Here is a 17,347-nt window from a genome sequence, read left to right on the forward strand (position 1 = left end):
TCGCGTTAATACTGCTGAAAAAGAGAAAACGCTAATTTTAGTGAAACATTTTTTTGTAATTTTCGTACTGATATATATATGAATGAAATGGGGGCGATGGAATGAAAGATTCTGATAAAAAAAGCTTATTGCTCAGTTTATATTTACTGATTATAACCATCGCCCTTTTATCTGGTTGTACAGAAGATAATGTAAATGGTAATGGATTACAGCAAGATGATAAAGATAAATCCAAGCAAATGACCAAAAAAGTGAATGTTATCCAAGCCCCAATAAAAAATTCCACTGGTGAAATTGGACAAGTTGTTGGCTGGTTAAGTAATGATACCGTTGTTTATTTGGTTCAAACACAGGATGGCTCGACTGTTTATACATATCATTTAGATACAGGTAAATCTGTAGAGTTATTTAAGAGCCAGGATCCGATTATTTCAGTATATATCAGCCATTCAGGTGAAAAACTTTTAATCCAATCCTCTTCATCTAATGCTGAAGCAGTGATCACGGTCATTAATAAGCAAGGAAAACAGCTTGTCACGAAAGAAATTAATTCTACCGAATTAGCGATTGAGTGGAATCCTTTTAATGAAAACTTAGTACTGGTTACTGCTTTTAATGATCAATGGGACTATAATGTATCCATTTTAGATATCGAAAATAAGGACATGACGGATGCCAAATTAACGACGCAACCATTTGCGCATTGGTTAACAAGAAATGAATTTGTCTATCTTGACTGGGATATAGATAATCCAGCCTTGTTTGCTCCAGTTGTTATGCAAAGAATCGATAAAGCTCAGGTAGAACAGCTTGATCTTTCAAATGTTTTTCAACTATTTATGTTTCAAGATGTTCTTCTAACGGTTTCAATCGATATTGCCCACGAAGAACAGGCAATTTATACATTTCAAACCAATCGATTAAAATCGCTTTTTACTTTTACGATGCCTCATTTGACTGAGTTTTCGGATTGGCTAGTGCCTTATCATGATTACAATGCTAGCCAAAAGAAATTTATTACATTCCGACCTGTTTCTAGTGGTTCGATCGATACCTATCAGTCAGGGTTTGAATTAGTACAATATCATTTAAACGGAGATAAGGAAGAAGTCATTCTAGAAGGATTAGAAAATAAGCCGCTTAGTTATTCACCTGATGGAAAGTATTGTTTGTATGGCTATCAATTTGAAAAGCTTATTAATTTTGAAACCAAGGAAATGGTGTCACTTGTTGAAGGGCTTTAATAGAATAAAAAAACGGACTGCGATAGCAGCCCGTTTTTTTTATGAAGAATAAGTTCTGAAAAAAATTAATGCCCTGCAGGGTAACCGGAGTTAAGTAAAGTCATCACTGCAAACCATCCGAATACTAAAAAGCTACCACCAGCAAACACTAAGCCTAGCATATTTTTGTTTTTAAGTGAAGTAAATGATCCGTAAGCAGCTAGAATTGCAACTAATGAAAAAATAATGACTAATCCCATAAAACATTGCCCCCTTTTCAAATGTTTGAGGAACGCTCATAGATTATGAGCTACCTCATAGTCCCACTTTGTATGTAATATCCAAAATATTCACATTCGTTTATATTTTATAGTTTTTTTTTTCAAAAGTAAAGATGGTATAAAAGTTTGAACGGTACTAGCACTTGCTTTATTTTTCGTTGTATAAACAGTATAGGCTTCTTTTACTCTATTTACAAATATTGTAGAATAGATAATGATATGGATGATTTTTGGAGGTGTTTTGATGGAATGGCAGCAAATACCGCTTGGACCCTTACAAACGAATTGCTATCTTTTAACGAAAAATGATGCTTGTTTGGTCGTTGATCCAGGTGAAGAAGGAGATAAATTAATTCAAATTATTGATTCCCAAAACGCTAAGCCACAGGCGATTATTTTGACACATGCTCATTTTGATCATATTGGAGCGGTTGATAAAATAAGGGATTATTATGATATTCCTGTATATGTTCATGAGAAAGAAGCAAAATGGTTGTTGGATCCAGCGCTAAATGGATCTCAATTTTTTAGTATTGGACATTTAATCCGAATTCGTCCAGCTGACTATTTTTTAACAGAAGAAAAGGTTCATACTATTGGTGATTTTACGTTTGAAATGTTTGAGACACCTGGTCATTCACCTGGGAGTGTTTCGTATTATTTTAAAGAGGAAGGCCTTGTTTTTGCAGGTGATGCTTTATTTAACGGCAGTATCGGGAGAACAGATTTACCTGGTGGAAATCTTGAAGTGTTATTAAGAAGTATTCATGAGAAATTACTTTCATTGCCAGAAGAGACAACGGTATTGTCAGGTCATGGGCCGATCACAACAATTAGAGACGAAATGGACGGAAATCCATTTTTAAATGGTTTCTAAAACAAAAATTGAAAAACCCTTCTCAAAGAGAAGGGTTTTTCTGGGGGATGTTCTATACATTATGGGAGGGGATAAAGTTAAGCTATCTTTAGCTTAAAACAAAGTTAACACTATGTCAATAGTGTTAAATAATAAATTTCAAAAGGGGAGTAAATATTGGAAGAAATCATAAAAAAACAAATTCTAAATTCTCCACTGGGAATGTTAACATATGCAGAGTTTATTGAAGCGGTTCTCTACCATCCGGAACATGGCTATTACATGAATGGTGAAGAGAAGATTGGAAGAGATGGTGATTTTTACACAACAAGCAATATCTCTGATCTTTACGGAACGATGATCGCAAAATGGTATGGCCAAATCGTGTTAAAGTATGGACTTCCGGCGGTGGTTTGTGAGATTGGAGCAGGTACTGGAGCATTTGCTCAATCGTTTATCAGTGAATGGAACAAAACGATGTCGATTCCATTAACGTATACGTTAGTGGAAGCTAGCCCATATCATCGCAGGCTGCAACAGGAAAGAATTCAACTGAATCAACATATTCGCCAGCTAGAGAGTCTTGAACAGGTTAAACCTTATGAGGGGCTGCTTTTCTCAAACGAGTTATTTGACGCACTACCCGTCCATGTGATTCAACAGAAAAATCATGAGCTTTACGAAATGATGATTACCGTTGAGGAGAATCAAATTATTGAAAAACTAGTGCCCTTGCAGGATAAAAGAATTCTTAATTTTTTACATACGGAAGGATTGGAATTGAATGAAGGACAAAGAATAGAGATTCCACTTTCGATGGTAAGACTTATTCATTCTCTTTCAACTGTACTGGTAAAAGGTATTGCACTAACGGTTGATTACGGTTATACGAACGAAGAGTGGATGGATCCTGCCCATAAAAATGGGAGCTTAAGAGGATATCGGAAGCACAAAATGATAGAGGACGTATTAATAGAACCGGGAAAAATGGATATAACAAGTCATATCCATTTTGATGCACTAATCAGAATCGGTGAAAGTGCAGGTCTTTCGTACATAGAAAAATTAAGGCAGGATGAATTTTTCCTTGCAATTGGGATTTTAAAAGAATTGCAGGAAAATTACGATCCGAACCCTTTTTCAGAGTTAAGCAAACGAAATCGGGCGATTCGAAGCTTGATTATGCCATCTGGAATTAGTCCTTCCTTTCACGTTGTACTTCAGCATAAAGGGATGGAGACATTTGCTTGTGATTGGCATAAAAGAAATACGAAATAAAAAAAGCGATAGAGTAATCCATCGCTTTTTTTATAGCTTAAGCCTCGGTTAAATTTTAGTGTGTTGCGCCCAGGTACCATCATGAAAGTAGACCAGTATGTAAAGCCAACAAAGAAAACAGTTAAATATGCACCGAAGATGTAAATATACATGCGTTCGGACAATTTTAAGTAACTTAAAAGAATAAAAAATCCTGTCTGACCGAAGAAAATTAAAGACGTGGTAAACATATCCCCTAAATAAAACATAACTGCAAAAATACCAGTCCAGAATCCTAAAACCCTGTACATACGTTCCATCGGTATCCCTCCTTTTGCCCCTATTGTCCATCACTTCAATATTATAAATCAAATGTCGAAAAAATCAAACAAAATTTCACCGATAATTGGCAAAAGACCCCATCTGGATGTGAATCTTAGATGGGGTCTGGCGCAATACGTATTTTTGAAAAATAGAAAAGGTTCTCATTGTCGATTTGTGTATGAAGTCACATTATTATTTAATACAGGACCCTTTACACTGTCACTAATGCTTGATAGCTACAGGCATTACAGCCATTTATTAGATTTTCTTTTTCAACTAATTCAATTGATGTAAAGAGTGATTCAAACATGCCTTTAAGGAATTGATAGTGCATATTGCAGACAGTTTCTTTGTGGTCGATGGCAACTTCCTTAAATGGACAGTTGAAAATTTCGAAATAAATCTTAGAATGATCTTCGTTTGCTTCGAAATCAGGATAGAAGCCTGCCATTGTTGCAGCGCTTTTAATAATATTTAACTTTTGCTCAAACGTTAATTCATCACTTATTTGATGCTGTGATGCAATTTCTTGTTCGATTAATTCTGCACCGAAGCGTTTTCCAGTAAGATATAACGCTTTTTTACCTTCTTCCCCTAATGAAAACATCGTTTGCATGGCAATGTTTGCTAATAATTGGTAATCACGGAACGGGAAGTTTAATTGAATGACATCATCTGACAAACGATAAAGTCTACTCGGTCTTCCGCCTTTACCTGTTTTCTTCGTTTCAGAAATAAGCATGTTCACATCTTCTAGTTTCGATAAATGTAAACGTGCAACGTTTGGATGAATATTAAAACTATCAGCAATTTCCTGAACCGTTACTTCTTGATGACGTTTCGTAATGTATTGATAGATATAATAGCGGGTTGGATCTGATAGCACATTCGTTATTTTTAATGTTTGCTCCATCAATGTTCACCTCAGAACTACATAAGTTTATTTTTATTATAATATAGCAACTGGAAGATGGGAATGAGGTTTCCAACGTTAACACTATATGTTTATAAAAAGTTCACAAGAAAATGTCGAATTATTGAACAGAAGTGAACTGTTATATAAAAGAAATAGTACTATAGTGATGGGATTTCTTGCAATTTAGTGTGTGTCTGTTATAATTTTGAATCCAAAGTATTTTAATGTATAAATATGGAATAAATGGAAGTTGTGTCGTTTTAAACTAGAAATTTTGTCTTTTCGTATATTTTTTAATGAAGAAAAATGTTCAAATTTTATCCATATTTATCGTCAGATCCTAGAAGGTATCGCAAACAAAAAACACGAATTTTACCTACATCATAAAAAAGGTGGTGAAAATAAATTTTGAACTCGATCGAGCAATTAGCCGAAAGAGTCCTTACTGATGCAGTTCGCAACAATGCAACCGACATCCACTTCCTCCCTCGCAAACATGACACCCTTGTACAGCTCAGAATCGGAAATAAATTGATCCCAAAAATTTCTATCCCAAAACATGAATGTGATCGACTGATTTCCCACTTTAAATTTACAGCATCTATGGATATTGGGGAGCGTAGACGACCTCAAAATGGAGCATTTTCCTACGAGGTTGATGAAAAATCAATAGGTCTCCGTTTATCAACGTTACCAGCAAGTAACAGCGAAAGCCTAGTCATCCGACTACTGCCACAGCAACAACAAATTCCTTTCGAACAGCTGTCTTTATTTCCAAAAATGACAAGAAAATTAATTGCTCTCCTCAAGCATTCGCACGGTCTTATTATTTTTACAGGGCCAACAGGATCTGGCAAAACGACCACACTGTATTCACTTCTTAACGAAACCTCTCATTTATTCCAAAGAAATGTTATTACTTTAGAAGATCCCATCGAAAAAGAATATGATCAGGTTCTTCAAGTTCAAGTGAACGAGAAGGCTGGTGTGTCTTACACAACAGGACTAAAAGCAATCCTTAGGCATGATCCTGATATTATTATGGTCGGAGAAATTCGTGACGCAGAGACAGCCAAAATTGCAGTGAGAGCGGCTCTAACTGGACATTTAGTGTTAAGTACTTTGCATACGAGGAATGCAAAAGGGGCGATTTATCGGTTAAATGAATTCGGTGTGAACTGGCAAGAAATAGAACAGACAGTCGTAGCTGTTACGGCACAAAGATTAGTAGAGTTAACTTGTCCGTATTGTGATGGGGATTGCTCACCATACTGTTTTTCTTATGGAAAGTCAAAAAGAGCAAATGTTATGGAACTGTTAAACGGGAGAGCATTGACGACGGTGTTGCAGGAAGTACGAGGGGAAAAGGTACAGCTACGATATCCTTATCAAACGTTAAAGGATTATATCAAGAAGGGGATTGCACTAGGCTATATTAAAGAAAATGAATATGATCGCTGGGTGTATCAAGATGAATAAGAAATGGAGCCAAGAGCAGCAAGCTTTATTTTTACAAAGAACAGGTGAGTTACTAGCTCGTGGCTACTCTCTATCGGAAGCAATAGAGAGCTTGATCTATTATTTTCCCGATGCCAAAAAAGCTTCGATTGAACATTGCTTGTTTCAATTAAAAGAAGGCTATCCATTGCATCAAATATTGACGAACCTGAAGTTTAATAAAAGTTTGGTTGGGTATGTCTATTTCGCTGAACAGCATGGAGGTTTGGCAGAGGCCATCCAGGAAGGAAGCACGTTCTTCTTGAGGCAAAATGAGGATATGAAACGAATCGTTAAGATGTTACATTATCCTATCGTGTTAATGTTCATTACGGCAATTTTGTTCTATTTTGTAGAACACATATTGCTCCCTAGGTTTAACTCAATATTTGAATCGATGAATTTAGAACCGAATGTTTTTACCCGCATTATCTTTCTTTTCGGTAAACTCATGCCAGTCGGATTAGGAATTTTATTTGGCGTGTTGTTTGTTCTCTTACTCTACTACTTTGCGAAATTTCAGCATTATTCCCCCACACAAAAGTATCATCATCTCGTAAAAACTCCTGTCATTGGTCCATTCTATAAACTGTGGTGTACCCAATATTTTTCGATACAACTGAGCTATTTATTATCAGGAGGTTTATCGGTATTGGAGGCGTTAACGATGTTTGAGAATAATAGGCAACAGCTTTTTTATGGTGAGCTTTGTCGGGAGATTAAGGGGAAATTGTCAAAAGGAGATCGTCTTGAAACGATTATTTCGGAATTTAGTTATTTTGAAAGAGAGCTTGCCTATATTGTAAAACATGGTCAGGAGAGCGGAAAACTAGCACAAGAGCTTTCATTCTATAGTAAGCATTGTGTAAGGCTGCTAGAAGAGAAAACTCAACGCTGGTTAAAAATCATTCAACCAATCGTGTATATGGGTATTGGTCTTTCTGTGGTTTCAATGTATTTAGCGATTCTGCTACCAATGTTTCATATGTTAGATGGATTATAAAAACTACTTTATGAGGTGAATGATGATGAAGAATGAAAAGGGATTTACTTTAATTGAAATGATGATTGTTCTATTAATTATTTCAGTTTTGTTAATTATTACAATACCGAATATTGCAAAACATAATGCCAGCATTAATAGCAAGGGATGTGAGGCTTATGTGAAGATGGTTGAAGCTCAAGTTCAGGCTTACAAAATGGATCATAATCAATACCCAGCTAATATAGAGGAGTTAATCTCCGAGGGTTATTTAAAAAGTGGTAAAACAGCTTGTTCAGAAGGAACTACAATTGTCATTGGTGCAAATGGGGAGGTCACAAAGACTGAAAGCGGATCCTAATGTGGAAGAATCAAAATGGTTTTACGTTAACTGAAACACTAGTTGTTTTCTCCATATTTCTACTAATCTCCTCCATAACTCTTATCATCTTAAAACCGCAAACAAACATACTGGAGAAAAGTCTGTTTTTTTCACAATTTAAATCCGATCTTCTATTTGCTCAGCAGTATGCGATTTCTCATCAAACCATTATTACAGTCAATATAATGTCTGAGAAAAATTACTACTATATCCGTGAGAATCTATCAGGTCCAATCATTATGCAAAGACATTATTCTAAGGAGATTCAAATAACTGAGGGGACGCTGCCGCTCTATTTTCAGTACTTACCTGATGGGAATATTTCGAAGTTTGGCTCCTTTTATATTAGGATTGGTGGAGGAATTTATCGCATGACCTTCCAGATAGGGAAAGGGCGGTTTTATGTTACAAAGGAATAATGGTTATTTTTTAGCAGAATTGCTTTTGTCGTTGGCGACATGGCTGCTTTTGACAGGATTCATGCTCCCGATGGTGATGTTAGTATGGGGACAATCTGCACAGCTACAACTAGAGAATACTGCAACTCATCTTCTTTACGATGCATTAGAAAGGCATGTAGTTGAAGGAGTATCCACAGAAGGCCAGCTTGTTCATCTTAATGGAACGGTTTATGAGATTCGCTGGAGTGGAGAAACTTCAGACATAAAGGTGTGTGTAGAATATGATTATGGCCAATCAGTCCCTAAACAAATTTGTAAAAAACCAGAACGATAGAGGCTTTACACTTGTAGAGATGTTATTTGCTTTTTCAATCTTTAGTATGATTGTTATCCTGCTACCCTTAATGGTACAGCTGCTCATTCAGGATCAACCGCTTGAGAAGAGAATACAACACTTTGAATGGGAAGTCTTCATTAGTCAAATGAAAAAAGAATTGAGAATGAGTCAAAAAATAACGGTGGTCAATCAAAGAATTCAGCTTGAAAAAGATGGTCAGATTATAATCTATGAGAAGTACGGAACCACTTTGCGCAGACGAGTAGATGGAAAGGGGCATGAAATTATCCTGCAACAGGTGGCTGCTTTTCAATTTACGCGGCTTCCAAACGGTGTGTTCGTTTCAGTCGAGGATTACTTTGGTAATAAGTATCAGGAGGAAATCCGGGTTTTATTAAGGGATGTGGTTTTGTGAATGGTAAAGAATGAAAAGGGTTTTACCTATCCCCTCTCGCTTTGTATGCTCCTGTTATTGTCCACATTTGTGATTGTCCATTCCCAGCTTTTTTTAAATGAGAAAAGGCTGAAACAAGAAACCGATACGATATTGGCACAAGAATACTATTATTTATTTTGTGTTCGGAAAGTAGAAACCCAGCTCCAAAATGGTGAGTTGCTCCAAAATCCAAGTACTATTTTACTTAGTGATGGGAAGATGGATATTACAATCGAGGATACAGGAAGCTTATTAAAATTAACCTTTAATTTAACCCTTTCGTCAGGTGAAAAGGCAATTGGATTCGCATATTATAACAAATTACAGAAAAAAATGGTAAAATGGGTGGAAAAGAATTGAACAGGGGATAGAGAAGTGCAAGCAATTTATTTAACCGGGTTAATGGGAGCTGGGAAAACAACGGTTGGCAAGGAATTAGCCTCAAAATTAGGGCTTATAGTGATGGATACGGATGAGCAAATTGTGAAACAAGAAGGAAAAAGTATAAATGAGATTTTTGCCCTACACGGAGAAAGCTATTTTCGAGAGCTAGAATCGAAAATGTTAGCTGGATTGCCCACCGAGAACATAGTAATTACAACGGGGGGCGGAATCATCCTCGCCGAAGAAAATAGAAAGTTTATGAAAGAACGGGGAACAGTCGTTTATTTGGATGCAAATCCTGAGGAAATACTGGTGAGATTACAACACGATCAATCAAGACCGTTGTTAGCCAAGGATAAACAGAATGTTATTTTTCTGCTTTATAAAGATCGGCTCCCGCTGTATGAGGAAAGCTGTCATTTGAAGATAACGACAACGGGAAAAGACATTGAAGCGATTGTAAATGAGATTATTGCGTGTTTTTAAGTTGCTAATCTTTGGGCATACTGTTAACTGAAGCAGTCTGCGGAGGTATGTCTAATGAAGACAAATGATTATGTTAAATACATTACGCAAACATTTGTAAAATATATTGATCAACCCAAGGATGTACGCATTAAGCACAAGCATGATCGGAAGGAAACAAAGGAACCCTTTTTATATCACTGGTTTGGAGTTATTCCTTACGTGTTGATTTCAATGTTTAGGCGTAAACGATAGAAGGGTGGAGGCTGATATTATGATCAGCCTCTTTTTTCTTAAGGCTCTGTTAAATTTGTCTGTTGATTTCCGCTCCAGGTGCTCCCTTTCCGCGGGGAGTCCGGGAGCCTCCTCGGCGCCTTAGCGCCTGTGGGGTCTCCCGTGCCACCTTCTCCCGCAGGAGTCTCGCACCTTCCGCTCCAATCAACAGGTTGCTTAAAAATCAACATCTTTCTTTAACGCAGCCTTCTTAAAAAAGAGCGCTTAAATGGCTTTATCATTTAAATAAAATATTCCACCATTCACGATTGAGATGTTGATTTTGGGCTCATATTGCTCTTGTAATGCAGCTTTTTCTGTTTCAAATGCTTCTTTTATTTCAGAATCCTCATAAAAGTGATGCAGCAAATCTAAATCCTTCTGCCACCGCATTCTTGCTTCGTCTGCCCAAGTATGGTCTTCCTGCTCAAGTGTATTTCTAAAATATTGCTCAATTCTCACCAGTCCACTTTTTGGCATAATCAGCGGGGATAGAGTAAAAGCGTAGTCTGGGATTTTAGGTGTTAAAGGGACTTCCAATAGTCTTCTATGAAAATCTTCAACCATCATTCCATTGATAAGCTGCAATCCGATTGATTTGAATACATCTCGTTTACGGTCACATTGATAGGATATTTTTACATTGAGACCGATCCATGGGTATAAAGGTGTTTGCTTGCTATGATGATGTTTTATCTTTTGATAAAGGCGGATATAGCCTGCAAGACTTTTTGTTGAATTGAAAATCTGGTGCAGACGCGGTGAACCAAAATGAATGGTTTCGCCCTTCACATGATCTGGGGCAAGCTGTGTATTTGTAATAAAGGTAATTTTCATTGGATTAGGTGTCCCGCCGGTTTTTTCTAAATAATGCCAATAAAAGGGTCTATTCATTAATTCCTTATCCAGCTCATTGGTCAGTTGGACGACCATATATCCCTTATCATTCTCTGTGATTTCACAATGGTTTGCATGAAAATACCGTTCTAAAAAATTATGAATTTCCTGCTGCTGCATTCGATTCACCTACTTTCATTTCTTCTGCAAATTGAATCATCGAGGTTAAATTCTCCATTTTAATCCTCATTTCGCCCTCGGATGAGGAGTGACCAAATATATCTTCCAAATGATCTTCAAAATTTCCAAATTCTAATTTTGTTAAAATATCGTCAAGTTCACCAATGACTTTTTCAAATAGATTAATTTTTTCGTAAAGGAGTTTTAATATATGTTCCTCAACGGTTCCTTTCGTAGCAAAATTATAGATCATAACATCCTGTTCCTGACCAAGTCGATGGATCCGGCCAATCCTTTGCTCGAGACGCATTGGATTCCAAGGTAAATCAAAATTGATGATATGATGGCAAAATTGGAGGTTAATCCCTTCTCCACCAGCTTCTGTGGCAATTAAAACTTGGACGTGTTTTTGAAAAAGCTCTCGCATCCAATCTTTTTTACCGCGTTTAAAACCACCACGGAACGGTACGGACGTGATGCCATGTTGCTTTAGGAACCACTGTAAATACATTTGGGTGGCCCGATATTCGGTGAAAATGATCACCTTATCGTTAATTGATTGAATTAATTCAAGTGCCTTTTTTGCTTTTGAGTTTTGCTGGACTGCTTCAACCTTTGAAATCAACGACTGAATCGTTTCTTTAAACATGGTTGATGGTGTTTCCTGCTTTGTCAGCATGTTTTTTAAGGTGAAATAAACTGCTTCACGACTGCTGCAAGCTTCTCGTTGTAAAGTCATAAATGAAAACTGGCTTGATGCGAGCCAATCGCCGCCTGAGCGGAGGTAGGATATCGAATCATACAGATTGCGTTCTTCTTTTGAAAATTCAATTGGAATCGTTTCAACGTGACGTTTCGTCCATTCGATTCCAGTGTCGGCACGACGATTGCGAATCATCACCTTATTGACCAGCTCTTTGAGGTGTTGATCGTCGCTGATGGAGCGACTGTCACGTTTATATTTTTCATAAAAAGCCGTTTCATTTCCTAAATGACCGGGCTTTAATAGTGAAACTAGGTTAAAGACTTCTTCAATTCGGTTTTGAATCGGTGTTGCTGTTAGTAGTAAACAAAATTTCTTTTTTAAGCTTTGCACAAATTCATAGTTTTTTGTTTTGTTGTTTTTAAGTTTATGAGCCTCATCTATAATCACTAAATCATAATTTTGTTCATAGATAATCTCACGATGGGGACTGCGTTTTGCTGTGTCAATCGAGGAAACAACAACGTCATATTGCTCCCATACATAGCTTTTTCGCTGACCAATCGCCGGAATGTAGAATTTCGAGTTAAGCTCCATAACCCATTGGCTAACTAATGAGGCTGGCACGAGAATTAATACTTTCTTAACGAGCCCACGGATCATGTATTCTTTTAAAATTAATCCCGCTTCAATTGTTTTTCCGAGTCCGACCTCATCAGCTAATATCGCTTTTCCATGCATGTTTTCAACGACCTGTTTTGCTACTTCGAGCTGGTGGGGTAGTGGTGTCAAATCAGATAAATGCTTCGGTGCCTGAAGTCCTTCGAAATCTTGAATGACTGTGTGCTCTTCCACATCAATCGCTAATTTATATAGCTCCCAATTCCCCCAAGGACCATCGTTGGTCATTCTTTGCAAAAATTCATCCTGCCAGGAAGAATCGAAATTGATTTGGACAGACATTGTTTCCAGCTCCTTTATCATATTAAGAATATAAAAGCATAAAATGTTCGAAACGATATAATTTAGCGTCTTATATTTATGAATAAAGATATTGCTTAAGATTACGTTTCGATGGTAGGATGATAATAATAGTAAATGTTTTGAAATTTCCCACAGTTGTTAATTGGGGAAGTAATTTTTATGTATTTGGGTATTATCCTACCCAATATCAAAAAAAATATAGATGCGAATGACAATAAGGGGAGAGACTACTCCATGTGGCGCCGAAGGAGCAAGCGTAAAAGCGAATCTCTCAGGCAAAAGAACTCTTATTCGACGCAGCTCTGGAGAGAGCTCCGAAATATTGGAGCCACCAAAGGGGACAGCCGTTTTCGGTAAACTTTCAGGTGCCAGGACAGAGACCACTCGTAAGAACAACGGGAGGTCTCTGTCTTTTTTTATTTAGCTGTGTAAAAAACGTTGTTGATTTTTGGGCAACCTGTTGTTTGGAGCGGAAGGTGCGAGACTCCTGCGGGAGAAGGTGTCTTGGGAGACCCCACAGGCGCTAAAGCGCCGAGGAGGCTCCCAGACTCCCCGCGGAAAGGGAGTACCTGGAGCGGAAAGCAACAGACAAACTTAACAGTATATTGGCACACCTGAAGCTCAAGATTTGTCTACTAATTTTTTAGGGGGAAGACGATGACGAAGTTGAAACGAACTCCTTTATTCGATGTATACAAGCAATTTGGTGCAAAAACAATTGATTTCGGTGGTTGGGAGCTACCGGTACAATTTTCTGGCATAAAAAATGAACATGAAGCCGTCAGAACGAAAGCCGGCTTGTTTGATGTTTCTCATATGGGTGAAATTGAAGTAATGGGAGCTGACAGTCTTCAATACCTTCAAAAGATGATGACAAATGATGTATCAAAATTAATGATTGGTCAGGCTCAGTATTCGGCAATGTGCTTCGAGAATGGTGGTACAGTAGACGATTTGCTCATTTATAAAAGAGCAAACGATCACTATTTGCTTGTCGTCAATGCATCCAATATTGATAAGGACTACCAATGGCTCGATAACCATTTACAAGGGGACGTACAGCTTGTTAATTTATCAGAGCAAACAGCGCAACTTGCGTTACAAGGTCCTGCTTCCGAAAAAATTCTGCAAAAACTTTGCGCTGACATACAGTTAGTGGATATGGGATTTTTTCAATTTCAACAAGATGTAACGATTCAGGGATCGAAGGCATTAGTGTCTAGAACAGGTTATACCGGCGAGAATGGGTTTGAAATTTATTGTGAGGCAAAGGATGCAATTCAAATTTGGAATGCAATTTTAGCTGCTGGAAGCGATGAAGGTGTAATCCCTTGTGGGTTAGGAGCAAGAGACACTTTGCGATTTGAGGCAATGCTTGCACTATACGGTCAAGAACTAAGCCCTGACATCACTCCGATTGAGGCGGGAATAGGCTTTGCAGTAAAGATTAATAAGGAGACAGATTTTATTGGAAAAGCGGTGTTAAAAGAGCAGCGTGAAAAAGGAGCTCCGAGGAAGCTCGTCGGAATTGAAATGATTGATCGTGGGATACCAAGACATGGTTATCCAGTATATAAGGGTGAAGAATTAATTGGAGAAATCACAACGGGGACTCAATCGCCTACCTTAAAAAGAAATATTGGTTTAGCGCTATTAAAGACTGAGCAGTCATCTATTGATAATGAAGTGGAAGTAGAAATACGTGGGAAACGTTTAAAGGCAAAAATCGTGAAGACGCCTTTCTATAAAAAAACAACAACCAGTTTATAAATGATGGAGGAGAGAACGAATGAAGCATCGTTATTTACCAATGACCGAAAATGATAAGAATGAGATGCTCGCGACCATTGGTGTCGAAACGGTTGATGAGCTTTTTAGTGATATTCCTGAGAGAGTAAGATTTAAAGGAGAGTACCAAATAAAACCAGCAAAATCAGAGTCTGGGCTACTAAAAGAACTTGGTGTGCTTGCAGGAAAAAATGCTGATTTAAAAACGTATTCATCATTTCTCGGTGCCGGGGTATATGATCATTACATACCAACGATTGTCGATCATGTAATTTCACGATCTGAATTTTATACAGCGTATACACCGTATCAGCCTGAGATTTCTCAGGGGGAGCTTCAAGCCATATTTGAATTTCAAACCATGATCTGTGAGCTGACTGGAATGGATGTGGCAAACTCCTCGATGTATGATGGTGGAACGGCACTGGCTGAAGCAGCGATGCTTAGTGCAGGTCAAACCCGACGAAAAAAAGTGCTCGTTTCTAGTGGTGTTCACCCAGAGTCGAAAGAAGTATTAAAAACATATGCAAAAGGGCAATACATTGACGTAATCGAACTCCCTTATGCTGATGGTATTGCGAATTTGGCAAAACTTGCTGAGATGATGACTGATGAAGTTGCGGCAGTCATTGTCCAATACCCAAACTTCTTCGGTCGAATTGAACCGCTAAAAGAAATTGAAGAGATTGTTCATGCACATAAATCAATGTTCGTGGTTTCAAGTAACCCGCTCGCACTGGGTGCATTAACTCCTCCGGGACACTTTGGTGCAGATATTGTCGTTGGTGATGTCCAGCCCTTTGGAATACCAACCGCATTTGGGGGACCACATTGTGGCTATTTTGCTGTGACAAATAAATTAATGCGTAAGGTACCGGGGCGGTTGGTCGGGCAGACAGTTGATGAGAATGGAAAACGTGGCTACGTTCTGACCCTCCAAGCGCGTGAGCAGCATATTCGTCGTGATAAAGCGACTTCCAATATTTGCTCGAATCAAGCGCTCAATGCTCTTGCAGCATCGGTGGCGATGACAGCTTTAGGGAAGCAGGGTGTCAAAGAAATGGCGCTCGCCAATATTCAGAAGGCTCATTATGCTAAAAAATCCTTAGTGGAAGCCGGTATGACTGTTGTTTTTAACGGCCCCTCCTTTAATGAGTTTGTAATTAAATTAGAAAAGCCTGTCAAGGAAGTGAATCGTCTCCTACTTTCGAAAGGCATGATTGGCGGTTATGATCTAGGGCGCGACTTTCCTGAATTAAAGCACCATATGCTAGTCGCTGTTACGGAACTGCGCACGAAAGAAGAGATTGATGAATTTGTGAGAGAAGTGGGGGATCACCATGCTTAAACAGGATCAAGCGCTCATTTTTGAATGTAGTACTAAGGGGCGAATTGGCTATAGTTTGCCAGAAATGGATATCCAAGAGGTTGAACTAGAAAGCATAATCCCTTCAGAATATTTGCGCGAGGATGCACCGAACCTTCCTGAGGTTTCAGAGCTTGATATAATCCGACATTACACAGCATTGTCGAAGCGGAATCATGGACTCGATTCCGGCTTTTATCCACTAGGTTCATGTACAATGAAATACAATCCGAAAATAAATGAATCAGTCGCGCGTTTTAACGGCTTTGCCCACCTTCATCCACTTCAGGATGAGAGCTCTGTTCAAGGAGCTCTTGAGCTTATGTATGACCTGCAGCAGCACCTTAAAGAAATTACAGGGATGGATGAGGTTACCTTGCAGCCAGCGGCCGGAGCCCATGGGGAATGGACTGGACTAATGCTGATTCGTGCCCTGCATGAGGCGAATGGAGATGTGAAGCGGACTAAAGTCATTGTTCCCGATTCTGCGCATGGAACGAATCCTGCATCCGCAACAGTTGCTGGCCTCGAGACCGTCACCGTTAAATCAAATGAAGTCGGTTTGGTCGATCTTGATGATTTACGACGAGTTGTGGGGGAGGATACAGCAGCGTTAATGCTAACCAACCCGAACACACTTGGTCTGTTTGAGGAAAATATCGTGGAGATGGCCGAGATTGTTCATCGTGCTGGCGGAAAGCTTTATTATGATGGTGCGAATCTTAATGCAGTATTATCAAAAGCAAGGCCAGGAGACATGGGCTTTGATGTCGTACATTTAAATTTGCATAAAACCTTTACCGGGCCACATGGTGGTGGCGGTCCTGGTTCAGGGCCAGTCGGCGTAAAAGCAGAGCTGATTCCGTTTTTTCCTAAACCAGTAGTTACGAAAAATAGAGATGAATATGTCTTAGATTATGATCGGCCGCTATCGATTGGCCGTGTGAAACCGTATTATGGTAATTTCGGTATTAATGTACGGGCTTATACGTATATCCGTTCAATGGGGCCAGATGGATTGAAGGCAGTAACGGAAAATGCAGTACTAAACGCAAATTATATGATGAGACGCCTTTCAGCTTATTATGATTTACCATTTGATAAGCATTGTAAGCATGAATTTGTCCTGAGTGGTAAACGTCAGAAGAAGCTTGGGGTTCGGACACTTGATATTGCTAAGCGATTGCTTGATTTTGGCTATCATCCACCAACCATCTACTTCCCGCTAAATGTCGAAGAGTGCATGATGATTGAACCGACTGAAACGGAGTCAAAGGAAACGCTTGATGCCTTTATTGATGTTATGATTCGGATTGCAAAAGAGGTAGAGGAAACACCAGAAATCGTTCAGGATGCTCCGCATACGACCGTAGTTAGTAGACTTGATGAAGCTTTAGCAGCACGAAAGCCAGGTGCTGCGCTATCAAAAGTAGGCAAAAATAAAATAAGCACTTCCGCTTTTAACTGGTGGAAGT

18 protein-coding genes, 2 pseudogenes and 1 riboswitch are annotated in these 17,347 nt (G+C 38.6%); of the genes and pseudogenes, 15 read left to right on the forward strand and 5 right to left on the reverse strand.

Annotated elements, in window-relative coordinates:
- Positions 1 to 101: 101 nt before the first annotated feature.
- Positions 102 to 1,244 (forward strand): YqgU-like beta propeller domain-containing protein, encoded by a 1,143-nt coding sequence (locus RGF10_RS07210; protein WP_318508418.1) that lies wholly within the window; start codon positions 102 to 104, stop codon positions 1,242 to 1,244.
- Positions 1,245 to 1,309: 65 nt separating this feature from the next.
- Here RGF10_RS07210 and RGF10_RS07215 read toward each other — a convergent pair whose 3' ends face one another.
- Complete coding sequence (locus tag RGF10_RS07215; protein ID WP_318508419.1) at positions 1,310 to 1,483, reverse strand: DUF2759 domain-containing protein; 174 nt, start codon at positions 1,481 to 1,483, stop codon at positions 1,310 to 1,312.
- Positions 1,484 to 1,748: 265 nt separating this feature from the next.
- On the opposite strand from RGF10_RS07215, the gene RGF10_RS07220 reads away from it, so the two are divergent.
- Both RGF10_RS07220 and RGF10_RS07225 read left to right on the forward strand, forming a co-directional pair.
- On the forward strand, positions 1,749 to 2,381 hold the full coding sequence (locus tag RGF10_RS07220; RefSeq protein ID WP_318508420.1) for an MBL fold metallo-hydrolase: 633 nt from the start codon (positions 1,749 to 1,751) through the stop codon (positions 2,379 to 2,381).
- Between the two features lie 156 nt (positions 2,382 to 2,537).
- Positions 2,538 to 3,638, forward strand: a complete 1,101-nt coding sequence (locus tag RGF10_RS07225; RefSeq protein WP_318508421.1) for a class I SAM-dependent methyltransferase — start codon at positions 2,538 to 2,540, stop codon at positions 3,636 to 3,638.
- Positions 3,639 to 3,706: 68 nt separating this feature from the next.
- Here RGF10_RS07225 and RGF10_RS07230 read toward each other — a convergent pair.
- Positions 3,707 to 3,937: pseudogene (locus RGF10_RS07230) on the reverse strand (DUF2626 domain-containing protein); the annotation flags it as partial.
- Positions 3,938 to 4,152: 215 nt separating this feature from the next.
- Positions 4,153 to 4,854 carry a helix-turn-helix transcriptional regulator gene (locus RGF10_RS07235; protein WP_318508422.1) on the reverse strand — a complete coding sequence of 234 codons (702 nt, stop codon included), beginning with the start codon at positions 4,852 to 4,854 and terminating at the stop codon, positions 4,153 to 4,155.
- A gap of 411 nt (positions 4,855 to 5,265) precedes the next feature.
- On the opposite strand from RGF10_RS07235, the gene comGA reads away from it, so the two are divergent.
- From comGA to RGF10_RS07280, 9 genes are read left to right on the forward strand one after another with little or no spacing between them, the layout of a single operon-like run.
- On the forward strand, positions 5,266 to 6,336 hold the full coding sequence (gene comGA, locus RGF10_RS07240; protein ID WP_318508423.1) for a competence type IV pilus ATPase ComGA: 1,071 nt from the start codon (positions 5,266 to 5,268) through the stop codon (positions 6,334 to 6,336).
- On the forward strand, positions 6,329 to 7,357 hold the full coding sequence (comGB, locus tag RGF10_RS07245) for a competence type IV pilus assembly protein ComGB (protein ID WP_318508424.1): 1,029 nt from the start codon (positions 6,329 to 6,331) through the stop codon (positions 7,355 to 7,357). Before comGA ends, comGB begins: the two co-directional genes overlap by 8 nt.
- Positions 7,358 to 7,382: 25 nt before the next feature.
- Complete coding sequence (gene comGC / locus RGF10_RS07250; protein WP_318509357.1) at positions 7,383 to 7,697, forward strand: competence type IV pilus major pilin ComGC; 315 nt, start codon at positions 7,383 to 7,385, stop codon at positions 7,695 to 7,697.
- Positions 7,697 to 8,137: a competence type IV pilus minor pilin ComGD gene (comGD, locus tag RGF10_RS07255; protein WP_318508425.1), complete on the forward strand. Its 441-nt coding sequence runs from the start codon at positions 7,697 to 7,699 to the stop codon at positions 8,135 to 8,137. Before comGC ends, comGD begins: the two co-directional genes overlap by 1 nt.
- Positions 8,121 to 8,453, forward strand: a complete 333-nt coding sequence (locus RGF10_RS07260) for a hypothetical protein (RefSeq protein ID WP_318508426.1) — start codon at positions 8,121 to 8,123, stop codon at positions 8,451 to 8,453. Before comGD ends, RGF10_RS07260 begins: the two co-directional genes overlap by 17 nt.
- Entirely contained in the window at positions 8,401 to 8,871 is a 471-nt protein-coding gene (gene comGF / locus RGF10_RS07265; RefSeq protein ID WP_318508427.1) for a competence type IV pilus minor pilin ComGF, read from the forward strand. Before RGF10_RS07260 ends, comGF begins: the two co-directional genes overlap by 53 nt.
- Complete coding sequence (gene comGG / locus RGF10_RS07270) at positions 8,872 to 9,252, forward strand: competence type IV pilus minor pilin ComGG (RefSeq protein ID WP_318508428.1); 381 nt, start codon at positions 8,872 to 8,874, stop codon at positions 9,250 to 9,252.
- Positions 9,253 to 9,267: 15 nt separating this feature from the next.
- A complete protein-coding gene (locus RGF10_RS07275; RefSeq protein WP_318508429.1) occupies positions 9,268 to 9,762 on the forward strand; it encodes a shikimate kinase in 495 nt (164 codons plus the stop codon).
- Between the two features lie 54 nt (positions 9,763 to 9,816).
- On the forward strand, positions 9,817 to 9,996 hold the full coding sequence (locus RGF10_RS07280) for a YqzE family protein (RefSeq protein WP_318508430.1): 180 nt from the start codon (positions 9,817 to 9,819) through the stop codon (positions 9,994 to 9,996).
- A 243-nt stretch (positions 9,997 to 10,239) separates the two neighbouring features.
- On the opposite strand, the gene RGF10_RS07285 is transcribed toward RGF10_RS07280, so the two are convergent.
- Positions 10,240 to 11,031: a YqhG family protein gene (locus RGF10_RS07285; protein ID WP_318508431.1), complete on the reverse strand. Its 792-nt coding sequence runs from the start codon at positions 11,029 to 11,031 to the stop codon at positions 10,240 to 10,242.
- Complete coding sequence (locus RGF10_RS07290; RefSeq protein WP_318508432.1) at positions 11,009 to 12,697, reverse strand: DEAD/DEAH box helicase; 1,689 nt, start codon at positions 12,695 to 12,697, stop codon at positions 11,009 to 11,011. Before RGF10_RS07290 ends, RGF10_RS07285 begins: the two co-directional genes overlap by 23 nt.
- A gap of 229 nt (positions 12,698 to 12,926) precedes the next feature.
- Positions 12,927 to 13,015: riboswitch (glycine riboswitch) on the forward strand.
- A gap of 360 nt (positions 13,016 to 13,375) precedes the next feature.
- Between RGF10_RS07290 and gcvT the strand changes: the two genes are divergently transcribed.
- From gcvT to gcvPB, 3 genes and pseudogenes are all read left to right on the forward strand, one after another.
- On the forward strand, positions 13,376 to 14,488 hold the full coding sequence (gcvT, locus tag RGF10_RS07295) for a glycine cleavage system aminomethyltransferase GcvT (protein ID WP_318508433.1): 1,113 nt from the start codon (positions 13,376 to 13,378) through the stop codon (positions 14,486 to 14,488).
- A gap of 19 nt (positions 14,489 to 14,507) precedes the next feature.
- Positions 14,508 to 15,854 (forward strand): aminomethyl-transferring glycine dehydrogenase subunit GcvPA, encoded by a 1,347-nt coding sequence (gene gcvPA / locus RGF10_RS07300; RefSeq protein ID WP_318508434.1) that lies wholly within the window; start codon positions 14,508 to 14,510, stop codon positions 15,852 to 15,854.
- Positions 15,847 to 17,283 (forward strand): annotated as a pseudogene (gene gcvPB / locus RGF10_RS07305) (aminomethyl-transferring glycine dehydrogenase subunit GcvPB); the annotation flags it as partial. The gene gcvPA and the pseudogene gcvPB, both read left to right, overlap by 8 nt.
- Positions 17,284 to 17,347: the final 64 nt, after the last annotated feature.

Source organism: Bacillus sp. T3, assembly GCF_033449965.1.
In the GTDB taxonomy this organism is placed as follows: Bacteria; Bacillota; Bacilli; order Bacillales; family Cytobacillaceae; genus Bacillus_BU.